Genomic DNA, 20,172 nt, shown 5'->3' with positions numbered 1-20,172 from the left:
CCCGCCGAGGATGCCCATGCCCCCTGCCGACGATACCGCCCTCTCCGTCAGCGAGCTCAACCGCCGCGCCCGCCAGGCGCTGGAGCAGGACGTCGGCGACGTCTGGGTGGAGGGCGAGCTGTCCGGGGTCTCGCGGCCGTCGTCGGGCCACGTCTACTTCACCCTCAAGGACGAGCGGGCCCAGCTGCGCTGCGCGCTGTTCCGCAACCGCGCGCGCTTCATCGCCGCGCCGATGCGCGACGGCGATCACGTCAAGGTGCGCGGCCGGGTATCGCTGTTCGAGCCGCGCGGCGACTACCAGCTGATCGCCGAGGCGGTGCAGGCGGTAGGCGAAGGCGAGCTGCTGGCGGCCTTCGAGCGGCTCAAGGCCAAGCTCGACGCCGAGGGGGTGTTCGCCAACGCCCGGCCGCTGCCCTACCCGCCCCGCCATCTGCTGGTGCTGACCTCGCCCACCGGGGCGGCGATCCGCGACGTGCTGGCGGTGCTGGCGGCGCGCTGGCCGCTGGCCCAGGTGACGCTGATCCCGGTGCCGGTGCAGGGCCGCGAGGCGGCGCCGGCGATGATCGCCGCGCTGGGCCTGCTCAATCGCCAGGCGGCGCTGGATCCGGCGCGCGATGCCATCCTGATCACCCGAGGCGGCGGCAGCCTGGAAGACCTGTGGGCCTTCAACGATGAACACCTGGCGCGGGCGATCTTCCACTCCCGGCTGCCGGTGATGTCGGCGGTAGGCCATGAGGTGGATGTGACGCTTTCCGACTTCGCCGCCGACCGCCGCGCGCCCACGCCCTCGGCGGCGGCTGAGCAGCTGGTGCCCGACCGTCGCGAGCTGCTGCAGCGCCTGCAGGCCCTGGAAAGCCGACTGCTGCGCGCCCAGCGCGCCCGGCTCGACACCGAGGCCCAGCGGCTCGATCACCTGCGTGCGCGGCTGCGCCACCCCGGCGAGGTGCTGGCCTTCCGGCGCCGCCAGCTCGAGCAGTTGGAGGGCCGGCTGCACCGGGCAATGCGCGCCCGGCTGGAGTCGGACCGTCGCCACGAGGGCGAGCTTCGCCGGCGCTTGACGCTGCGATCGCCGGCGCACCAGCTCGAGCAGGCTGAACGCCGGCTGACGCTGGCCGGGCAACGCCTGCGGCTGACCATGCCGAGGGAACTGGCCCGCCACCGCGAGCGCCTGGCCGCGGTGAGCCGCGAGCTGCAGGCGGTCAGCCCGCTGGCGGTGCTCGGCCGGGGCTACGCCATCCTCGAAAACGACGAGGGCCGAGTGATCCGCCATGCGACGGATACCCGGCCCGGTGAGCGCTTGGAGGCGCGGCTCGGCGAGGGGCGGTTGGCCCTGGAGGTACTGCCGGACGAAGACGCCGCCGACTGACGGCGTCGTGTCCTGGCCTGCGCTAGGAGGCCTCGCTGTGGGGCGTGCCCGGCTTGAAGGTCGAGGGCTCGAGTTCGTGGCGGGCCAGCAGCTTGTAGAAGTCGGTACGGTTGCGCCCGGCGATGCGCGCCGCCTGGGTCACGTTGCCTTCGGTGATCTTGAGCACCTTGACCAGATAGCTGCGCTCGAAGCCGGCGCGGGCATCGTTGAAGGTCGGCAGGGCGTTCTCCTCGGCCGCCAGCGCCTGGGCGACCAGCGCCTCGGGGATCATCGGCGCGCTGGTCAGCGCCACGCACTGCTCCACTACGTTGACCAGCTGGCGCACGTTGCCGGGCCAGGCGCTCGACGCCAAGAGGTTGAGGGCCTCGCGCGAAAAGCCCTTGACGAAGGGCTTGTGGCGCTCCGCGGCCTGGGCGACCAGGTACTTGGCCAGCAGCGGCACGTCCTCGGCGCGCTCCTTGAGCGGCGGGAGCTTGAGGTTGACCACATTGAGGCGATAGAAGAGGTCTTCGCGGAACTCGCCGTCGTGCATGGCCTGGCCCAGGTCGCGATGGGTCGCCGAAATCAGACGCACGTCCACCGGGATCGAGGCGGTGGAACCCAGCGGGCGGATCTGGCGCTCCTGCAGCGCGCGCAGCAGCTTGACCTGCAGCGGCAGCGGCATGTCGCCGATCTCGTCGAGGAACAGGGTACCGCCGTCGGCGGCCTGGAAGAGGCCGCGGTGCTCGCTGATCGCGCCGGTGAAGGCGCCCTTGGCGTGACCGAACAGCTCGCTCTCCAGCAGTTGCTCGGGCAGCGCGCCGCAGTTGATGGCCACGAACGGCTTGTCGGCGCGACGGCTGGCCTTGTGGATGGCCTCGGCCATCAGTTCCTTGCCCGACCCCGAGGGGCCGGTGACCAGCACGCTGACGTCCGAGGTGGCGACCATGCGCGCCTGCTCGAGGATGCGCTCCATCTCCGGGCTGCGCGTGATGATCGCCTCGCGCCAGCGGTCATCGCCTTCGCCGTTGCCGCCGGGACTGGTGTGGGACAGGGCCTCGTCGATGGTGGTGAACAGCTCCTCGCGATCCACCGGCTTGGTCAGGAAGCCGAACACCCCCTGACGGGTGGCGCTCACGGCATCGGGGATCGAGCCATGGGCGGTGAGGATGATCACCGGCAGGCCCGGCAGGCGACGCTGGATCTCCTGGAACAACGCCAGGCCGTCCATCTCGTCCATGCGCATGTCGGAGAGCACCAGGTCGGGGTTGCCGGCATCCAGGTGCTTGAGGGCCGCACGCCCGCTCTCTGCGGTGGTCACGCGATAGCCTCGGCTCTCGAGACGCATGCCCAGCAGCTTGAGAAGGCTGGGATCATCGTCCACCAGCAGGATGTGGGCCCCGTGATTCGGGGCCTGTGGGCTTGCGCTTGGCATCATGTCATGTCTCCCGCATTACTCGGTCTGCTGTCGCGAGTTGATGTTGCGTTCGATGTCGGTAAGGGCATCCAGTTTCTCTTCCAGGGCGGCCTTTTCCTCGGCCAGCGCGTCCTGGGCTTGCCGACTCTCGCTCAATCGCTGGTTCAATCCGCGCCGGCCCTCGACCTCGTTGAGCCAGTAGCGCAGCAGCGGCTGCAGCCGCGCCGGGGCGGCGCTCAGGTCGGCCTTGAACAGCTCGGAGGCCTGGTCCCACTGGCGCTCGTCGCCCCAGGCGAGCACGACGGCACTGGCCAGGCGCCGGTCGGTATCGTTGCCCTCCAGGCGCAGCAGCATGGCTTCACGCCATGCCCGATCACCGCGCTGCGAGGCCAGGCCAAAGGCCACCCAGTCCTCGAACATGCAGGAGGGCTCGTCGAAGCCGGGTATCTCCGAAAAGCAGGCCCCGACATCGGTCTCCTGAACCACGGGTTCCCGCGGCTCGTGTCCCGGCAGCTGTGCCGGCAACCACTGGCATCCGGCCAACCAGACCGGCACCAGACACAGGAGCAGGGGGCGTGGGGTCATATCACTCGTTCCTTGCGTGGTGTTCCGCGATGGCGGAATCGATGTCTTGATGTTCGCTGCCCGGTGCCGGGCGCGGCAGGGTCAGGCGAAAACACACCGCCAGCCGCGCGTCATCCACCAGCGCCAGGCTGCCGTGCTGCAGACGGGCACAGTCGGCGGCCACCGACAGCCCGATGCCCGAGCCCTTGAGCGCTCCCTTGCGGCGGATACGCCCTTGATAGAAGGCCTCGAACAGCCGCGGCCGGTCCTCTTCGGGAATCGGCTCGCCGCTGTTGGCGACTTCGAGCACCAGCCGGTCGTGCCGGGCATGGGCGCGAATCTCCAGCTCGCCGCCGTCTTCGCCGTAGGCGATGGCGTTGGAGATCAGGTTATCGAGAATCCGTGCGGTCGCGGTGCGGTCGGCCTGCCAGACCAGCGGACCGTCGAAACAGGACAGCGCCATGCCCTTCTGCTGCAGAGCCAGGCGGTGCTTGGCCAGCACCTCCTTGGCCACGGTGGCGAGATCCAGACGCTCGGTATCCAGACGCTGATTGTGCTGCAGGAGATTGTAGTCGAGCAGTTGCTCGATCAGCTGCTGCAGTTCACTGCCGCTAGAATCGATGAGATCGAGGATCTCACGCTGGTGACCGGTCAACTCACCGGCCACGCCGTCCGCCAGCAGCGAGGACCCCTCGCGAACGCTGGCCAGCGGGGTCTTGAGTTCATGGGACATGTGACGCAGGAACTGCTGTTTCTGCTCTTCCAGTTCGTCCAGCCGCGAAGCCAGCCAGTCGAGCCGCTCGTCGAGGCTGACTAGCTCCGCCGGCCCCTGGACCGGCGATACCTGGGCCTGCTGGCCGCCGCTGCCGATACCAAGGATGCGTCGCTCGAGCTGGCGTACCGGGCGCACGATCAAGCGGGTGAACAGCAGCATCAGGATGAGACTGGCGGATGCCAGGGCCGCCGTCTGCCACCAAAGCCGATGTTGCACCGTTTCTGCACGGGTCCGGATGACGTCCAGTCGATCGTCGATGCGCCGATTGGTGGCGTGGCGCATGGCCTCGGTATGTTCGGCGAAGGGCAGAAAGTCAGTCAGGCGATCCTGGAACGCCTCCATCGGCAACCCTGGCAACTCGGCAAGGCGGTCGAGCAGTCCGGCCAGCGCCTTGACGTCCGGATCGTCGGGCAACAGCTCGCGCTGCCGGTCCAGCAGGCGACGATATTCGGCCAGGCGCTCGTCGAAGATATCGAGCAGGCTGTCCTGTTCCACCACCGCATACTGGCGCGCCCCGCGCTCCATCTCCAGGGCCAGGGCGCCAAGGGTGCGGGCACGGCGCGTCTCCTCGACCGCCTGACGGGCACTCTGGTCGGCGAGGCGCGAGAGCTCAGACAGCGCCTGCCCGGCCTGGAACATCAGCACGGCAAGGGGCAGCATCACCATCAGGAAAGCCAGCAACACCAGCTGCAATAGCGAGCGGGGGCGCCAGCGTCGGGAAACGGCAGAAGTCATGGCCAGCGTTCGGTAAAGGAGTGAGTCGGCAATCACCATCGTCAATGCCCGAGGATACCAGAGTTCGGCCTGTGTCCCGTGCCGCGTCGCGGCCGAACAGGCAAAAAAAAGGCCGGCAGAGCCGGCCCAATACGCAGGGAACTGAAGGGGTGGGCAAAACATTCGGTCGTCGACCTGGCCCGGCGATCGAGTGTTTTTCCCTTGGGCCAAAGGCCCACGAAGCCTGGGAGGAGGCCCGGAGTCGCCAGGCAAGCTCTCTTCCCGGGTGGCGAACCACCTCGCTTCGACTCTGTCGGCCCCGCCGAGGCGTGGCCGCGCAATTCATCTCCATTGGAGGAGAGGCATCCTTGCCAGGGCATCCTTGCCCTTACGGTACGCCTCCATGACGTCGTCGGTACCGTCTCATCGCAACCTAAAGTCACACATCGCTGGAGCAGACGTTGGTCGCCGCGAGGTCGGAGGCACAGGGCAGTGTTGTCGCGAGCCTCTCGGCGACCGGAAGCGATTCGAGCCGTTTGAATCGTTTCCGTTTGCTCACCATACCTATTGCCAGTTGTGTGCCACAATCAAGTTGTTTTATTTAAAATCAACAACTTGAGAAATGATTGATATTGGCATACCTGGCGAAGAGCGCCGAAACCGGCCCCAACGAGGGGATTTTCGTCGCCGAATGGCGACGCCATTCGGCAGAATAAAGAAAAGTCGTTTTAATACAGCAATTTGCCGCGTTGCCAAAAGGAGACACCTAGATCCCGGAGTGGCGTCGGGTAGCGACAGCGCTCAGCCGAGCGCCTTGACGAGGATCTTGGACTGGCGGGCGTGATTGTAGGTGTCCCGGCGCAGCGGCGGCAGATCGTCGATGGCGGCAAGCCGGAAACCGTGTTCGAAGAACCAATGGGCGGTATGGGTGGTCAGGGCGAACAGCGCCTCGAGCCCGAGCGCGCGGGCACGCCGCTCCACCTCGCCGAGCAGTAGATCGCCGCGTGCGCCGCCCCGGTAGTCGCCATGCACGGCCACGCAGGCCAGCTCGCCCATGCGTGCCTCGCCGAAGGTATGCAGGGCGGCACAGCCGATCACCATGCCGTCGCGTTCGATGACCACGTAGTCGTCGACTTCATACTCCAGCCGCTCCCGGGAGCGCGGTACCAGCATGCCGCGGCGCTCCAGCGGCTCGAGCAGCTCCAGCAGGCCGCCGATATCATCGATCTCGGCGCGGCGCAGCTGCTCGTAACGATGCTGGGTGATCATGGTACCGACGCCGTCGCGGGTGAACAGCTCGCCGAGCAGAGCGTCGTGGTCCTGCCAGGACAGCAGGTGGGTGCGCGCCACCCCGTGGCGAGCGGCGGCACAGGCAGCCCCCAGGTGGCGGGCCAATTCGCTGCCGGCCTCGGCGGCGGCCAGATGCGGCTCGGCCTCGACCGGCGCCAGTTGGCGGCACAGGCGCCCCGCCTCGTCGAACAGCCCACAGGCCTCGCCGAGCAGAATCAGCTTGTCGGCGCCCAGTGCCGTGGCGGTATGGCGCGCCACCTCGGCGGCGTCCAGATCGAATACCTCGCCGGTACTGGAGTAGCCCAGCGGCGGCAGCAGCACCAGCGAGCCCTGGTCCAGCAGGCCGCGCATGGCGCCGTCACGAACGCGACGTACCTCGCCGCTACGGTGGAAGTCGATGCCGTCCCGCACTCCCAACGGCTTGGCCATCACCAGATTGCCGGAAACCGCCGTCATCTCCACGCCGTGCAGCGGGGTGTTGGGCAACCCCAGCGACAGCCGCGCTTCCAGCCACAGACGCTGCTCGGCGGCTACCCGCTCGACCCGGGCCATGATCGCTTCATCGGCCACCCAGCGCCCCTGGTGGCGGCACGGCACGATGCCGTCCTCGACCAGCACTCTCTGCACCTGGGGACGAATGCCCAGCACCACCACCAGGCGCACGCCCAGGGTATGCAGCAGCGCCAGGTCCTGGATGAGCTGCTCGCCTCGGCCCTCCGCTACGGCCTCGCCCTCGATGAGGATGACGAACGTGCATCCTCGGTGCGCATTGATATACGGCGAGGAATTGCGAAACCAGTCGACGAAGGGGAAACGAGTGTCCAAGGCCGCACTCCGGCAGCAGGTGAAGGGAAGGGATGTGTGTCGACTATATCAGACACGCAAGTGGGAAGAGATAAGAACGGCGCTACGCGCCTCCAAGAAGGAAGAGGGAAGAGGGAAGAAGGCAGGAGCTCGCCACCTCGGGGTTAGGCTTTCCTTCCGGCGTCGGCTTATCACTTCACCTTCCCGCGAAGACCGGGCCGGATGTGCTTCCCTCTTCCAGCCGCGTAGCGGCGCTCTTCCTTCTTCCAGCTTCCGAACAACGTTCGGCGCTTAGCCGAACATGCCCTTGAACATGAAGAAGAACACGATCGCCAGGGCAGCGCCGGCCGGCAGCGTGATCAGCCACGACATCACGATGGTGCCAATCACCCGCAGGTTGAGCGCCGCCATGCCACGGGCCAGGCCCACGCCGAGCACGGCACCGACCAGCGTGTGAGTGGTGGAGATCGGCAGCCCGGTACCCGAGGCCAATACCACGGTGGTGGCGGCGGCCAGGGTGGCGGCGAAACCACGGCTCGGCGTCAGTTCGGTAATGCCGGTACCTACCGTGGCGATGACCTTGTGGCCGTAGGTCACCAGGCCGACGACGATGCCACCGCCGCCCAGCACCAGCACCCACCACGGCACCAGCGAGCCGCCGCCGATATCGCCGCTGCTGTATACCACGCTGATCACCGCGGCCAGCGGGCCGACGGCGTTGGCCACGTCGTTGGAGCCGTGGGCGAAGGCCATGGCGCAGGCGGTGAACAGCATCAGCACGCCGAACACCCGCTCCACGCCGCCGTAGCCGAAGGCATCATCCTGGCGCTTCTCGGCGCCGACCCGGCGCTCGAGCAAGCCGCCGAGCAGCATCACGCCCAGCCCGATCAGGATCGCGTAGAGCAGGCTCTCGCCGAAGCCCAGTTCGAGGCCAACGTGCTTCAGGCCCTTGGTCAGGGTGACCATGGCGACGATGAACCCGACCAGAAAGACGTACATCGGCACGTAGCGCTTGGCAGCGGCGAAGGGGTCACGATTCTCGAAGATCAGCAGCTGTACGGACTTGAACAGCATGAAGGCGATAGTCCCGGACATCAGCGGCGAGACTATCCAACTGGCGGCGATCTGCCCCACCTTGCTCCAGCCCACGGCCTCGAGACCCAGCCCGGCCATGGCAAAGCCGACGATGGCGCCCACGATCGAGTGAGTGGTGGACACCGGCCAGCCCCGCATGGAGGCGATCAGCAGCCAGGTCGCCGCGGCCAGCAGCGACGCCAGCATGCCGTAGACCAGAAACTGCGGATCGTTCTGGAGCAGCGCCGGGTCGATGATGCCCTTGCGGATGGTCTCGGTGACCTGCCCCCCGGCCAGCCAGGCGCCGAGGAATTCGAAGATGACGGCGATGATGATCGCCTGCTTGATGGTGATGGCCTTGGAGCCCACGGAGGTCCCCATGGCATTGGCCACATCGTTGGCACCCACGCCCCAGGCCATGAAGAAACCGAAGGCACAGGCGAGAATGATGAAGATGTCACCGTGTTGCGCGATGATCGACATAGGACGACGTCCCTTTCTGCGGTCAGAAGGTGGCGGTTTTGTGGCGCGGGAAGGCCCGGTCAGTTGGCCGTCATGATCTGAAGGCGGCTACCGACGCGCTCGGCGCGGTCGGAGAGCTCACCGACCCAGTCGATGATCTTGTAGAGGAACATCACCTCCACCGGCGGCAGGCGATCCTCGAGCTCGAAGAGCTGACGGCGAATGGCGATCTGCTGCTGATCGGCCTGCTGCTCATAGACATGCAGCTCGCGGATCATCTTCTGCATCACGTCGGAGACGTTGCGGCCGAAGCCCGATTCGAGCAGGTCCTTGAGTTCCTCGAGGGCCTGTCGTGCCTGACCGACGCAGGCCACCGAAGTACGCATGTACTCGCGCATCGGCTGGGCGATTTCATCGGGGACCCGCATCTTGCGCCCCAGCATGATGCCGGTAATGTCGCGAGCCTTGTTGGCAATCCGATCCTGGACACTGATCAGATCCAGCAGGTCGGAGCGCGATACCGGCAGGAACATGGTGTTGGGGAGGTTGAGACGCAGCTCGGTCTTGAGCTCGTCGGCCTCGTGCTCGAGCCGAGTGATGGTCTCGCGCTGCTCTGCAGCCTCCTGCCAGTCGTTTTCGAGGGTCGCCTCGAAGAACGGCAGCAGCGCCTCGGCGCAGTCATGGACCTTGACGATATGAGCCAGCAGAGGCTGGAATGGCGAGCGACCGAACATCGCCGAGAAGGGGTTGGATGTCACCATGGGGCATCTAGGCACTTGGAAATGGCGGCGTCAGTATAGAGACTGCCCACGCCGCCGTCATGAGAAAATCATCTAATCTTCACGAACATCCGATAAGGCGGCCGCTTCATGGCAAACGAGATCGAACTCAAACTGGCCCTGGGGCCCACCGGCGCCGAGGCCCTGCGCCACCATCCCCGGCTCGCCGGCCTGACGCCCCGCACTACCCGCCTGGGCAATACCTACTTCGATACGCCGGACGGCCGGCTTCAGGCCGCGCGCATGGCGCTGCGGCTGCGCCATGACGACACCCGCCTGGTGCAGACGCTGAAGACCAGCGGCCAGGGCAGCGGCGGGCTCTCCAGCCGTGGTGAATGGGAATGGGAAGTCATGGGGCCTGGGCTCGACCTGGGCCGGCTGATCGACCTGCCGCCGATCGCCGCGCTAGGGACAGGCGTGCTGGGGCGGCTGACGCCTCGCTTCTCCACCGACTTCGCCCGCGAGACCTGGTGGCTGGAAGACGACACCGCCACCATCGAGGTGGCGCTGGACCTCGGTGAGATCCGGGCCGATGCGCAGCACGCGCCCATCCGCGAGCTGGAACTGGAGCTCAAGGCCGGCGACCCCAAGGCCCTGCTCGACCTCGCCGCGACCCTGGCCGAGCGGGTGCCGCTGCGTCCTTCCGACACCAGCAAGGCCGCCCGCGGCGCCGCCCTGCTTGCCGGTCGCTGGACACTGCCCGAAGGCGGCGCTCCCGCCGCCTGGCTGCACCGCGCCGTGGTGGCGCTCGATGCCCTGGCCGACACCGGCGATGCCGGCTGGCGCGAGGCGGCCAGCGACGCCTTCCAACGGCTCGCCGACAGCAATGCGGAAGTGGCCGAAGACGCTCGCCGACTGGCCAAAGCGCTGAATAGCGACGACTGGCTGAGCGTCGACACCGGCAAACGGCTGCTCGACCTCTCGCGCTGCGTGCCTGATACGGTCTCACTGGGTTGAGACCAGGCACGGGACCCCGCCACGAACGGATGACCATCCAGCACGAGGGAACGCCGTGAATCACGATCGTTTCAAGCCTGCCGCCGGCGCCCTGCGCACCCGCGTCTTCCAGGTCATCTTCGAATCCGACACACCGTTGGCCAAGGGCTTCGATATCGCCCTGATCGGAGTGATCCTGGCCAGCGTGCTGGTGGTGATGCTGGAGAGCGTCGCCGGCCTGCAGGCCAGCTACGGCACCTGGTTTCGCCGGCTCGAGTGGGGATTCACGCTGCTGTTCACCGCCGAGCTGATGGTCCGGCTCTATTGCCTGGAGCGACCCTGGCAATACCTGCGGAGCTTCTACGGCATCATCGACGTGGTCGCCATCTTGCCCACTTGGCTGGCCCTGGTGCTGCCGGGCGCCCAGTCGCTGGTGGTAGTGCGTCTGCTGCGCACGCTGCGGGTGTTCAGGGTGCTGCGGCTGATGGAGTTCGTCGGCGAGGGGCGCCTGCTGATCGACGCCCTGAAGCGCAGCGGGCGACAGATCTTCCTGTTCCTGTTCACCGTCTGCATGCTGATCACCATCTTCGCCTCGCTGGTCTACCTGATCGAGCCCGCCGAGGCCGGCTTCACCAGCATTCCCGTGTCGATCTACTGGGCGGCGGTGACCCTGACCACAGTAGGCTACGGCGACATCGCCCCGGTGACGCCACTGGGCCAGGCCATCTCGGTGATGGTGATGCTGACCGGCTATTCGATCATTGCCGTGCCCACCGGCGTGTTCTCGGCAGAGGTGATCCGCTCGATCCGCGCCGATCGCTACTCCGACGAAGCCTGCCCAGGCTGCGGCCATGATCATCACGAGAAACGCGCCCGCTATTGCCTGCGCTGTGGCACCTGGCTCGACGAGACCACTCCCGACCCGCGCCTGGAAGAAGAAACGCCCCGGGAATGATCCCGGGGCGTCTCATCGCACGATGACGAGGGCGTGAACTCACTCGACCTCGAGCGGTGCGCCCCAGGCATCCAGTTCGGCCTCGCTCCAATCGCCATAGCCGGCGTTGGGGAACACGATCCAGTCCTGGCCGAAGCGCTCGGCGTTCTCGTCGACGAGCTCATGCTGCCCGGCGAGATCGGCGTCGGCGAAGTCGCCGGCGAAGTCGTGCAGGGAGTCGCCGAGTTGCATCACCAGGGTGTGGTCCTCGACCACCGCGGCACGACGCTCCGCCTTGGGCGGCCCCAACAGCATGACGCTGTCCTCGGAGACCTGGGGCAGGTCCAGCGCCTCCAAGGTGGCGATGGTATCGGCCTCGTTCTCCTGGTAGCGATCGGAGACGTAGTAGATGGCCACGCCATGCTCGTCGGCATAGTCCAGGAAGCCCTTGGCGCCAGGGATCAGGCGCGGCTCGCCCTCGCGCTCCCAATGCTTCCAGGTGTCCCAGGTGGTGTAGTCATGGCATTCGGCCATATCACGGGCCAGCAGGGCGCTGTTGTCCAGCACCGTCTCGTCGAGGTCGGTGATGATCGCCGGGGCAGCGTCCTCACCCAGCGCCTCAAGCCGGTCCTCGAGGCGATAGCGGGCCAGGGCGAAGCCCTGACGCTGCAGGGCGGCAACCTCGGCGGACTGCTGCTGGTAGCGCAGGCCCATCGCATAGGCGGCCTGGGCGCAGACCATGGCGCCATCGTCGGCAACGGCCGGCGCAGCCATCGGCAGCGCCATCAGACCGGCCACGGCGGCGGCGCTGACGCGGCGGAAACCAGACATCGGCATGGGAACTCTCCTTTGTCGTGGGTGCACTCGGCGGGCAGGGACACCCTTCGATTACACCGTATTATCGAAGAAACGCATTTGTATCATATTTTATTTTCATTGATCATTCAAACAAGATACGAAGAGAGCATCCATCATCACCGACCTTGCTGACTGGCAAAAAAGTACTGTCCACGGTGCTCGGCTACATGATCAGCATGGGCAATGCCCGAAAAGTGCCTGCACTCGACGATTTTTCAAACGACGACCAGGACAACGATGCGTGCCATGGAGCGTAATCCCTGAGACGAAGCCCACCCTAGGGGGGCATGAAAGGGCATTTCCCTACCCTCTTACCTAACGTGAGCATGCGAAACACCATATCCCCCCACTCAAAAGAAACGCAAAGTTACAAAAAGACAACCAAATACACAATATAATTTAAAGCCATTGCTACATTAATAACAATAAATATAAATCTGCAAAAACAAGCAGGGAGCAATGTCATGACACAACAATTCGATGAGCTCGCAGCATTGTACGAGGAAATGGCAAGCTGGCCTTTCCGAAAATATTGTGAAATACCATCTACCATAGAAAAAGCCGGGAGACTCGAGGGGCTGTCAGTCTTGGACTTCGGCTGCGGAAGCGGGTTCTATACTCGTCTTTTAAAACAGCATGGCGCCAAAAAGGTTGTCGGATATGACATCTCATCTGGAATGGTAGATTACGCGCGTCGACGTGAAGAAAAAGAACAATACGGCATCACATACACAGACAACAAGGATAGCATTCCATCAAACCATTTCGACTTGGTGATTTCCGTATACATTCTCCCATATGCCAGGAATCACAAAGAACTCGTTGACTTGTGCCAAGCCATGATATCCCCCCTCAAGACAGGAGGGCGATTAATCACACTCCCTCTACACCCGAATTACTCCTTGACTTCCTCTTATTATCGTCCGTACGGGTTTGATCTCATCAGCAGCAATTCAACACCTAGAACTGACGAAACGCCTCTTCAGCTACATCTTTGCCACCCTCCTTACGATGATTTCGTCACTGCCTATTACTGGCGAGAAAAAACACTGACGTCCGCGCTTCAACAGCAGGGATTAAACGACATAGAGTGGGAAAACTTCCAAGTAACACATGAAGGTCGAGAAATACTCGGTGATAGCTTCTGGGAAGCTTATCAGTCCTGCCCTCACTCACTCATCATATCAGGCTACAAGGGAAGGCCAACATGTTGACACTTCCCGTCGCCACTACCCCTCTACCACCATTCGGGACTGTGTGGGCTCGCTGGTTCGGCACAATTAGCTCCTTGGATCAGCACGAGTGGGACTCTCTGGTGGAAGACAGAAATTTCTATAATAGCTACAGATGGCTGAGATCTCTTGAGTATCTTAGCCATCCACGCTCCGTTCTGGGCATTTTCGGTCCCGGAGGTCTCTTGGCAGGTTGTCCACTATGGGAAGGGCAGCCACATGACCCTTTGTTCGATCCCTCCACCTGGTTTCGAGATCTTCCTGGGCCATGGCAAGAGAGGTTTCTTTGGGTGGGAGCATACCGTTCCACGCACAACGAGTTGGTATATGGGCATGGATCCCGTCGTCATGAAGCGCTGGCCCTACTACTCCATGAACTACAATGCAAAGCTAGCCACAATGGCATGACCGGTGTATTGCTACCCTATATGCCGTTGAAAAAGGCACTTCAAGTTTCCAGCCACCACCCTGATGCACAAGTTTTGCTACATGATGCCGAATCATTCCAGCCCATTACAGAAGGCGGACTGGAAGCTAATATCTCTTCATGGAAAAAGCATTACCGAACACGTACAAGAGCAGAAATGGAAGCCTTCCACCATCATGGAAACCAAATAGATTGGTCACCCATAACGCAAGATATTGAAAGCGACCTGATTGATCTGGTTTCGATGAATAGAGCCAAGCATGGCTCGGAACAAGGCAAATCATGGATGCAAAAAGTATTCTCCAGTCAGCGAAAATCCAAGGTGCTTGATCACGCCATCGCCGCTCTGTCTCGAAAACAAGGAAAGATCAACGCCGCGACGATATTCTACCGCTTCGGAAAATCACTCCATGCGCGCTATTTTGGCTCCGACTATGGAGAGCACGAAAACGAGTACCGATACTTCGTGCTTAGTTACTATGCACCTCTAGCATGGGCGTCACAGCATGGGATAAGGACATCACATCTCTCCATATCTGCTCTGGAAGCCAAGGCAAAACGAGGAGGGCATATCGAGCCACTGGCAACAGTATCAATACTCAGCAAAGGACGGCTTTCGGACAGCCTGGTGGAAAGGCACAATTTAACGATCACCGCCAACCACCAAAAGAAATTTCGCAAACATCTGAGCAACGACTGGTTCACGCCTGATATTATCTAGAAAAGGGATCCCCCTCATGCTGCATCTAGTCTACACGCTTCAGCTTACCGAACATGCGCGCACTCACAACAAGGAATTCTGGGAATGGTTGCATAGTCGACAATCTTGGTTTTACGACGGTCTTGATATGATCCAAGCGCCTCGTTGGTTCATGCATGTAATTGGCCAAAATGTTCATTGCCTGGAGCACTCGGTAGCTTTCGATGACGAAGCCGCATGGGGAGCCTACAGAAAAGCGATTTCTCAGCGTTCCAAGGATCCCGAGTGGGAAAAAAGACGCATCGAGCAGGAAAAATGGTGGGAAATTATCGATTCCCGCTTGATGAACGATATTCAAGTGGAGAGCTCCTGATGACGGAGAGACCCATCGCCTCACCGCAAGAACGCGCCAACCGGCTCCTGGATAGCGCGTCATTCCTTACTCTGGCTACCTTTAACGACACCATGACGCCTTGGGCATCTACCGTAAACTATGTGGTACTTCGCTCTCCGCTTCGTCTAGTCTGGTATTCCATGATCCAAGCGCAGCATTCGCTCAACATAGAGCGAGCGCCCCTTGTATCGGCATCGATCTTTCGTACCGACCTCGGAGACGAATCTCCCCCCGCAGGTCTGGATGGAATACAACTGCTGGGAGATGGACGCTCGCTCTCCGATGAAGAGGCGAGGGATATGCACCCTCTCTACTATCGATTGAATTTTCCCGACCCAGCCGTAAGACAAGCCTGGGAGCTGCCACTGGGGGAGTTCATTGGGCAAGGGCCGCGAAGGTTTTACGAAATCCGCCCCCGCTGTCTCTGGCTTCTCGACCTTGAACGGTGGCGAGCCGACAAGGTGGATCAGCGACTAGCTGTCGACATTGACTCACTGAATGCCTCTTGAGCCACTTCTGAACGAAGGGGCTCATCTTAGGGCACCCACTGTGTTGGCGGCGTCCAGCTCGGAAGCCGCCAATATTGGGCCGGCCAGGATGGCTAAAGATGGCGGCTCTGTAACAAGTGCACTCTGGCCTACCATCCTCTCCATGTTCAAACCGCGGCACGGCTTGAGGAAAATTCACAACCCTGAGGTCGCTGTCCTCCGGTCCGGCTGCGAAAGGACAATGGGCAATACTCACACTGAACGCTTGGATGTTCGACTCGAGGCCTGACGACCGAAACCGCCTCCAGCGATTGGCTGCATCGGCATGCCCCAGGACACCGGCCAGACATGCGAGTCGAGCCGGTGATTACATCCTCGAGCGTCGGCGCTTCAGGCTTGAAAGGGCGCGAGATCGCCGCGGCCCTCGCGGACCACCTTGGGCGGCAGTTCGCGCAGGTCCACCACGCTGGTCGGCTCCAGGTGGCAGGCGCCGCCGTCGATGACCAGCGCCAGGTGGGCGCCGAAGCGATCGCGAATCTCCTCGGCATCGGTCATCGGCAGTTCCTCGCCGTCGGGAATCAGTGTCACGCTCATCAGCGGCTCGCCCAGGGCATCGAGCAGCGCCCGAGTGATCTGATGATCGGGCACTCGTACACCGATGGAACGCCGCTTGGGGTGCAGCAGCAGGCGCGGCACCTCGGTGGTGGCCTGGAGAATGAAGGTGTAGGGCCCGGGGGTATGGGCCTTGAGCAGACGGAACACGGCGTTGTCGACCTTGGCATAGGTGCCGATCTCGGAGAGATCGGAGCACACCAGGGTGAAGTTGTGCTTGTCGTCCAGATCCCGCAGCCACTTGATGCGTTCGACCGCCTTCTTGTCGCCCAGATGACAGCCCAGGGCATAGCCGGAATCGGTGGGATAGGCGATCACACCGCCATCGCGGATGATCTGCACCGCCTGGTCGATGAGGCGTTTCTGGGGATTGTCCGGGTGAATCTGGAAGAACTGGCTCATGGGCACTCCATGTTCTCGTAGGTCGAAGACGCGGCTCAAGCCGCCGGGGCCAAGCCGCACCACCCCGCCAGCCGCGGATGGGCCCACACCGGGGCCACCGCGGTGCGGGGCACCGGGCTCATACTGCCCGGTGCCAGGTGGCCGCCGGGAAAATGGAAGTCGCTGCCCAGCGAGGCCCGAAGCTCTCGTTCCTGGAGCTGGCGGGCCAGGTCGCGGGTGGCATCGGGGTTCTGGAATCCGCTGATCAGCTCGACGGCCTGGCCGCCGGCCTCGCGGAAGTCGTCCAGCAGCAGCCCACGCTTGCGGCGCGTCAGCTTGTGACGCATCGGGTGCGCCAGCACCGCCACGCCGCCGGCGTCGAGAATCCAACCCACCGCCTCGCGAAGGTAAGGCCAATGGGCCTTGATGTCGCCGGCCTTGCCGTTGCCCAGATGCTTGGCGAAGGCCGCGCCCATATCGGATACCAGGCCCGCCGCGACCAGCGCCTTGGCGAAATCCGGACGGCCCAGCGGGCGATCGGAGCCGGCCTGCTCGCGGGCACGGGCCAGGGCGTCGTCGAGGCCGATCTTCTCCAGGCGCGCGGCAATCGTCAGCGCGCGCCGTTCTCGCGCCTCGGCCTGGCCGACGAGCCCTTCGGCAAGAGTGCCCCGGACACCCTCGGGCAACAGACCCACCACGTGCAGGTTGATTCCGCGCCACTGGGTGGAAAGTTCCGTGGCCGGCAGCACGCGCACCCCGGCGGTCTCTCCGGCCTGACACGCCTCGGCCACTCCGTCCACGGTATCATGGTCGGTCAGGGCGATATGGGTCAGACCCCGTTCAGCGCACAGCGCCACCAGATCGGTCGGCGACAGGGCGCCGTCCGAGGCGGTGGAATGCATGTGCAGATCGATGGTGAGGGCATCGTGACCCTCGAAGCGCACGGGAAGTGCTGGCATTGGCATGACGTAGGCAGGTGACTTTGTCAGAATAGCGACCATGGTGCTCGCCCGACCCACCCCGGTCAACCGAGCCACTCGCTCCCTGGCGCAAACCGCCGTCGCCCGGCAAGCAGGGAGGTCGGGCAAGTCGCGGCATGACACCGGCAGATTCCCGCCTCTGCGCCCGTGTGGCACGGGTGACGATCCAGGAGGTCAGGACGCCCCTTTGGATTGATACGTTAATAGCCGAGGACATCCCGAGATGCTCTACGCCATCATCAGTGAAGATGTGCACGACAGCCTGGAACGGCGCCTGGCCGCCCGTCCCGACCACCTGGCCCGCCTCGAGCAGCTGCGCGACGAGGGTCGCCTGGTGCTGGCAGGCCCGCATCCGGCCATCGACAGCGAGAACCCTGGCGAGGCCGGCTTCAGCGGCAGCCTGGTGATCGCCGAGTTCGACGATCTGGACAGCGCCCAAGCCTGGGCGGACGCCGATCCCTATATCATCGCCGGCGTCTACGCCAATGTGACGGTGAAGCCTTTCAAGAAAGCGCTCCCCTAGGCTCGTCGAACGCGACTCCGATCTGCTGAAGAACCGGCTCGAGCGTTGGGCTCGAGCCGTTATGCTCCGAGGCTCGCAGCATGCCGAACCTGGCCACTGCATGATGCCGGCCGGTGAGCCACACGCCTCCGGGAATGTCGACATCGCCACCCACGGCGAGGTCGATTTGTCCCCAGGCATGACTTATCAACACGTCGTTTTCCCACAGCTTCTGTGGATAACATTGTTGAAACGCCGCGGACCCATTGCGCCAGCCCAGTGGCGAAGGCACCGCGACGAGATCGATCAATTCTTGACCAGCCGCCTCTCCCGGAGCCGACCTTGACCGCCGCCCCCGATGACCTGCCGCCGCTGGCCGGCCTGGAAAACGCCCGCCTCGACTGGCGCCAGGATGCCAACGGCGAGACCGCTCCGCACTCCAGCGCCTTTGACGACGTCTACTTTTCGCGCCATGACGGCCGCGCCGAGACCGAGCACGTGTTCCTGGCCGCCAACCAACTACCCGAACGCTTCGCCAGCTGGCGCGCCACTCGCCCCTTCGTGGTCGGCGAAACCGGCTTCGGCACCGGGCTCAACATGCTGTGCGCCTGGGCCTGCTTCGATGCCCACGCCCCGGCCGAGGCTCGACTGCACCTGGTGTCCACCGAGAAATTTCCGCTCGAGCGCGACGACCTGGCACGGGCACTCTCAGCCTGGCCGGATCTCGCCGAACGCACCGCCGCGCTGGTCGCGCAGTGGCCAGAGCCGGTGGCCGGCGTGCATCGGCTGTGGCTCGACGAGCGAGTGACCCTGGACCTTCACTTCGGCGACACCACCGAGCGCCTGGAGCTGCTCGACGGCGCCGTGGATGCCTGGTTCCTGGACGGCTTCGCCCCCTCCAGGAACCCCGAGATGTGGCAACCCGAGCTGTTCGCCGCCCTGGCCTCGCGCTCACGGCCGGGCGCCACCTTCGCCACCTTCACCTGCGCCGGGGTGGTCAAGCGCGGCCTCAAGGCCGCCGGCTTCGCCTGGCGCAAGGTGCCCGGCTTCGGCCGCAAGCGCGAGATGCTGGCCGGTGAGATCGAGACGCCGCCGGAAGACGGACGACGCCGGACCGCGCCCTGGTTCACCCCGCCCGAGCCGCATCCGGCACGCCGGGTCGCGGTGATCGGCGCCGGGCTCGCCGGCGCCAGCGTGGCCTCCGCCCTGGCCCGTCGCGGCGTGGCGGTGACGCTGATCGACCGCGAAGGCCCCGGCGCCGGCGCCTCTGGCAATGCCCAGGGCGCGCTCTACGTGAAACTTGCCGCCGACACCAACCGGCAGAGCCGCACCTACCTGGCCGGGCTGCTGCATGCCCGGCGCTGGCTCGAAGTGTTGGATCCCGAGCACACGCTGTGGTCGCCCGGCGGCGTGCTGCAGCTCGCGCCCACCGAGCGCGAGACGCGCCGCCAGGCCCGCTTTCTCGCCAACCATCCGCTGCCGGAGAGCGTGGTACGCGCGGTCGACGCCGCCGAGGCCGGCCGGCTCGCCGGGCTGGCGCTGCCCCACGGCGGCCTCGGCCTGTCCCACGGGGGGCTCTATTATCCGCAGGCCGGCTGGGTGCGCCCGGATGCCCTGTGCCGCCGTCTGGCGGCAAGCGCCGGAGTGAGCGTTTACCGGGGCGAGGTCCGCGAGCTCTCGCCCATCGCGGGTCACGACGGCGAGAACAGCGCCGGCTGGCGGCTGACGCTGGCCGGCGACGACAGCGCCGCCCTCGCGGTCGACACTCTCGAGATCGACCAAGTGGTGATCGCCGCAGCCACTGCCTCCAACGGTTTCGCCCAGACCGCCGCCCTGCCCCTGCAGCCGGTGCGCGGCCAGATCTCGCGGCTCACGCTGCCGAGCGGCGCTCCCGCGCCGGCGCGGGTCATCTGCGCCGGCGGCTACGCCATGCCGCCGCTGGACGGCACATTGACCTTCGGCGCCAGCTTCGCCCCCAACGACGCCGACGCGGCGACCCGCGAGGCGGATCATGCCGCCAACCTCGAGGAGCTCGAGCGCACCCTGCCCGGCTATCCCGCCGCGCTGGCCGATGCCGGCGTCGATCTCTCGCCGGCGGCGCTGGACGGCCGCGCCGCGGTGCGCGCCGCCAGCCCCGACAAGTCGCCCTACGCCGGCCCGGTGCCCGACGCCGAGGCCTGGCGCCGCGACTATGCCGCCATGGCCAAGGACGCCACCCGCGCGCCGGAACGGCCCGGGCGCCATCATCCGGGGCTGTGGATCAGCGCCGCCCACGGCTCACGCGGTCTTTCCAGCGCGCCGCTGTGCGCCGAGCTGATCGCCTCGCGTATCTGCGACGAGCCGCTGCCACTCGAGGCACCGCTGGCCGATCACCTGCATCCCGGGCGGCGCGTCATCCGCGATCTGATTCGTGGACATTAGACAGACCCTCGCTGACTTGATCTGGCGCCGGGCCCATATGACGGCTTGCTGATAGGCTGTCAACAAGGGAGCCGGCGGGGAGA

18 protein-coding genes are annotated in these 20,172 nt (G+C 64.7%); 8 read left to right on the top strand and 10 right to left on the bottom strand.

Going from position 1 to position 20,172, the window contains the following annotated elements:
- The first annotated feature begins 16 nt into the window (after nucleotides 1-16).
- Nucleotides 17-1,366, top strand: coding sequence for an exodeoxyribonuclease VII large subunit (gene xseA / locus ACGTN6_RS16270; protein WP_394593555.1), 1,350 nt, complete (start codon nucleotides 17-19; stop codon nucleotides 1,364-1,366).
- Between the two features lie 22 nt (nucleotides 1,367-1,388).
- Here xseA and glrR read toward each other — a convergent pair whose 3' ends face one another.
- The 6 genes from glrR to ACGTN6_RS16240 form a co-directional block, all read right to left on the bottom strand.
- Nucleotides 1,389-2,783 (bottom strand): two-component system response regulator GlrR, encoded by a 1,395-nt coding sequence (gene glrR, locus ACGTN6_RS16265; protein WP_394593552.1) that lies wholly within the window; start codon nucleotides 2,781-2,783, stop codon nucleotides 1,389-1,391.
- Between the two features lie 15 nt (nucleotides 2,784-2,798).
- Nucleotides 2,799-3,347 (bottom strand): hypothetical protein, encoded by a 549-nt coding sequence (locus ACGTN6_RS16260; protein ID WP_394593549.1) that lies wholly within the window; start codon nucleotides 3,345-3,347, stop codon nucleotides 2,799-2,801.
- Between the two features lies 1 nt (nucleotide 3,348).
- Nucleotides 3,349-4,836 (bottom strand): HAMP domain-containing sensor histidine kinase, encoded by a 1,488-nt coding sequence (locus ACGTN6_RS16255; protein WP_394593547.1) that lies wholly within the window; start codon nucleotides 4,834-4,836, stop codon nucleotides 3,349-3,351.
- A gap of 780 nt (nucleotides 4,837-5,616) precedes the next feature.
- Nucleotides 5,617-6,930, bottom strand: a complete 1,314-nt coding sequence (argA, locus tag ACGTN6_RS16250; RefSeq protein ID WP_394593544.1) for an amino-acid N-acetyltransferase — start codon at nucleotides 6,928-6,930, stop codon at nucleotides 5,617-5,619.
- Nucleotides 6,931-7,200: 270 nt separating this feature from the next.
- Nucleotides 7,201-8,466 (bottom strand): inorganic phosphate transporter, encoded by a 1,266-nt coding sequence (locus ACGTN6_RS16245; RefSeq protein WP_394593541.1) that lies wholly within the window; start codon nucleotides 8,464-8,466, stop codon nucleotides 7,201-7,203.
- 59 nt (nucleotides 8,467-8,525) lie between these two features.
- Nucleotides 8,526-9,206 carry a TIGR00153 family protein gene (locus ACGTN6_RS16240; RefSeq protein WP_394593538.1) on the bottom strand — a complete coding sequence of 227 codons (681 nt, stop codon included), beginning with the start codon at nucleotides 9,204-9,206 and terminating at the stop codon, nucleotides 8,526-8,528.
- Between the two features lie 108 nt (nucleotides 9,207-9,314).
- Here ACGTN6_RS16240 and ACGTN6_RS16235 point away from each other — a divergent pair, with 108 nt between their 5' ends.
- Together ACGTN6_RS16235 and ACGTN6_RS16230 are read left to right on the top strand one after the other, a co-directional pair.
- Nucleotides 9,315-10,181, top strand: coding sequence for a CYTH domain-containing protein (locus tag ACGTN6_RS16235; RefSeq protein WP_394593536.1), 867 nt, complete (start codon nucleotides 9,315-9,317; stop codon nucleotides 10,179-10,181).
- 55 nt (nucleotides 10,182-10,236) lie between these two features.
- The gene (locus ACGTN6_RS16230) at nucleotides 10,237-11,115 is read left to right on the top strand and encodes an ion transporter (protein ID WP_394593533.1); all 879 of its coding nucleotides are present in this window, start codon (nucleotides 10,237-10,239) and stop codon (nucleotides 11,113-11,115) included.
- A gap of 39 nt (nucleotides 11,116-11,154) precedes the next feature.
- Here the strand turns inward: ACGTN6_RS16230 and ACGTN6_RS16225 are convergent, their stop codons facing one another.
- Nucleotides 11,155-11,931 (bottom strand): 5'-nucleotidase, lipoprotein e(P4) family, encoded by a 777-nt coding sequence (locus ACGTN6_RS16225; protein WP_394593531.1) that lies wholly within the window; start codon nucleotides 11,929-11,931, stop codon nucleotides 11,155-11,157.
- 485 nt (nucleotides 11,932-12,416) lie between these two features.
- On the opposite strand from ACGTN6_RS16225, the gene ACGTN6_RS16220 reads away from it, so the two are divergent.
- The 3 genes from ACGTN6_RS16220 to ACGTN6_RS16210 are packed head-to-tail and all read left to right on the top strand — an operon-like array spanning nucleotide 12,417 to nucleotide 14,684.
- Nucleotides 12,417-13,166, top strand: a complete 750-nt coding sequence (locus tag ACGTN6_RS16220) for a class I SAM-dependent methyltransferase (protein ID WP_394593528.1) — start codon at nucleotides 12,417-12,419, stop codon at nucleotides 13,164-13,166.
- Nucleotides 13,160-14,332, top strand: a complete 1,173-nt coding sequence (locus tag ACGTN6_RS16215) for a peptidogalycan biosysnthesis protein (protein WP_394593525.1) — start codon at nucleotides 13,160-13,162, stop codon at nucleotides 14,330-14,332. Before ACGTN6_RS16220 ends, ACGTN6_RS16215 begins: the two co-directional genes overlap by 7 nt.
- Before the next feature lie 16 nt (nucleotides 14,333-14,348).
- Nucleotides 14,349-14,684, top strand: a complete 336-nt coding sequence (locus ACGTN6_RS16210) for a hypothetical protein (RefSeq protein ID WP_394593523.1) — start codon at nucleotides 14,349-14,351, stop codon at nucleotides 14,682-14,684.
- Nucleotides 14,685-15,583: 899 nt separating this feature from the next.
- On the opposite strand, the gene ACGTN6_RS16200 is transcribed toward ACGTN6_RS16210, so the two are convergent.
- Both ACGTN6_RS16200 and ACGTN6_RS16195 read right to left on the bottom strand, forming a co-directional pair.
- Nucleotides 15,584-16,207 carry an L-threonylcarbamoyladenylate synthase gene (locus tag ACGTN6_RS16200; protein WP_394593518.1) on the bottom strand — a complete coding sequence of 208 codons (624 nt, stop codon included), beginning with the start codon at nucleotides 16,205-16,207 and terminating at the stop codon, nucleotides 15,584-15,586.
- A 35-nt stretch (nucleotides 16,208-16,242) separates the two neighbouring features.
- Entirely contained in the window at nucleotides 16,243-17,151 is a 909-nt protein-coding gene (locus ACGTN6_RS16195) for a PHP domain-containing protein (protein ID WP_394593594.1), read from the bottom strand.
- 238 nt (nucleotides 17,152-17,389) lie between these two features.
- On the opposite strand from ACGTN6_RS16195, the gene ACGTN6_RS16190 reads away from it, so the two are divergent.
- Nucleotides 17,390-17,689 (top strand): YciI family protein, encoded by a 300-nt coding sequence (locus ACGTN6_RS16190; protein WP_394593515.1) that lies wholly within the window; start codon nucleotides 17,390-17,392, stop codon nucleotides 17,687-17,689.
- Here ACGTN6_RS16190 and ACGTN6_RS16185 read toward each other — a convergent pair.
- Entirely contained in the window at nucleotides 17,670-17,978 is a 309-nt protein-coding gene (locus ACGTN6_RS16185) for a hypothetical protein (RefSeq protein ID WP_394593513.1), read from the bottom strand. The genes ACGTN6_RS16190 and ACGTN6_RS16185 overlap by 20 nt on opposite strands.
- 32 nt (nucleotides 17,979-18,010) lie before the next feature.
- Here ACGTN6_RS16185 and mnmC point away from each other — a divergent pair, with 32 nt between their 5' ends.
- The gene (gene mnmC / locus ACGTN6_RS16180) at nucleotides 18,011-20,089 is read left to right on the top strand and encodes a bifunctional tRNA (5-methylaminomethyl-2-thiouridine)(34)-methyltransferase MnmD/FAD-dependent 5-carboxymethylaminomethyl-2-thiouridine(34) oxidoreductase MnmC (protein WP_394593511.1); all 2,079 of its coding nucleotides are present in this window, start codon (nucleotides 18,011-18,013) and stop codon (nucleotides 20,087-20,089) included.
- The last annotated feature ends 83 nt before the right edge of the window (nucleotides 20,090-20,172 follow it).

It is taken from the genome of Halomonas sp. B23F22_20 (assembly GCF_043496985.1).
Taxonomy (GTDB): domain Bacteria; phylum Pseudomonadota; class Gammaproteobacteria; order Pseudomonadales; family Halomonadaceae; genus Halomonas.
This window is presented reverse-complemented; position numbering and strand designations above follow the sequence as displayed.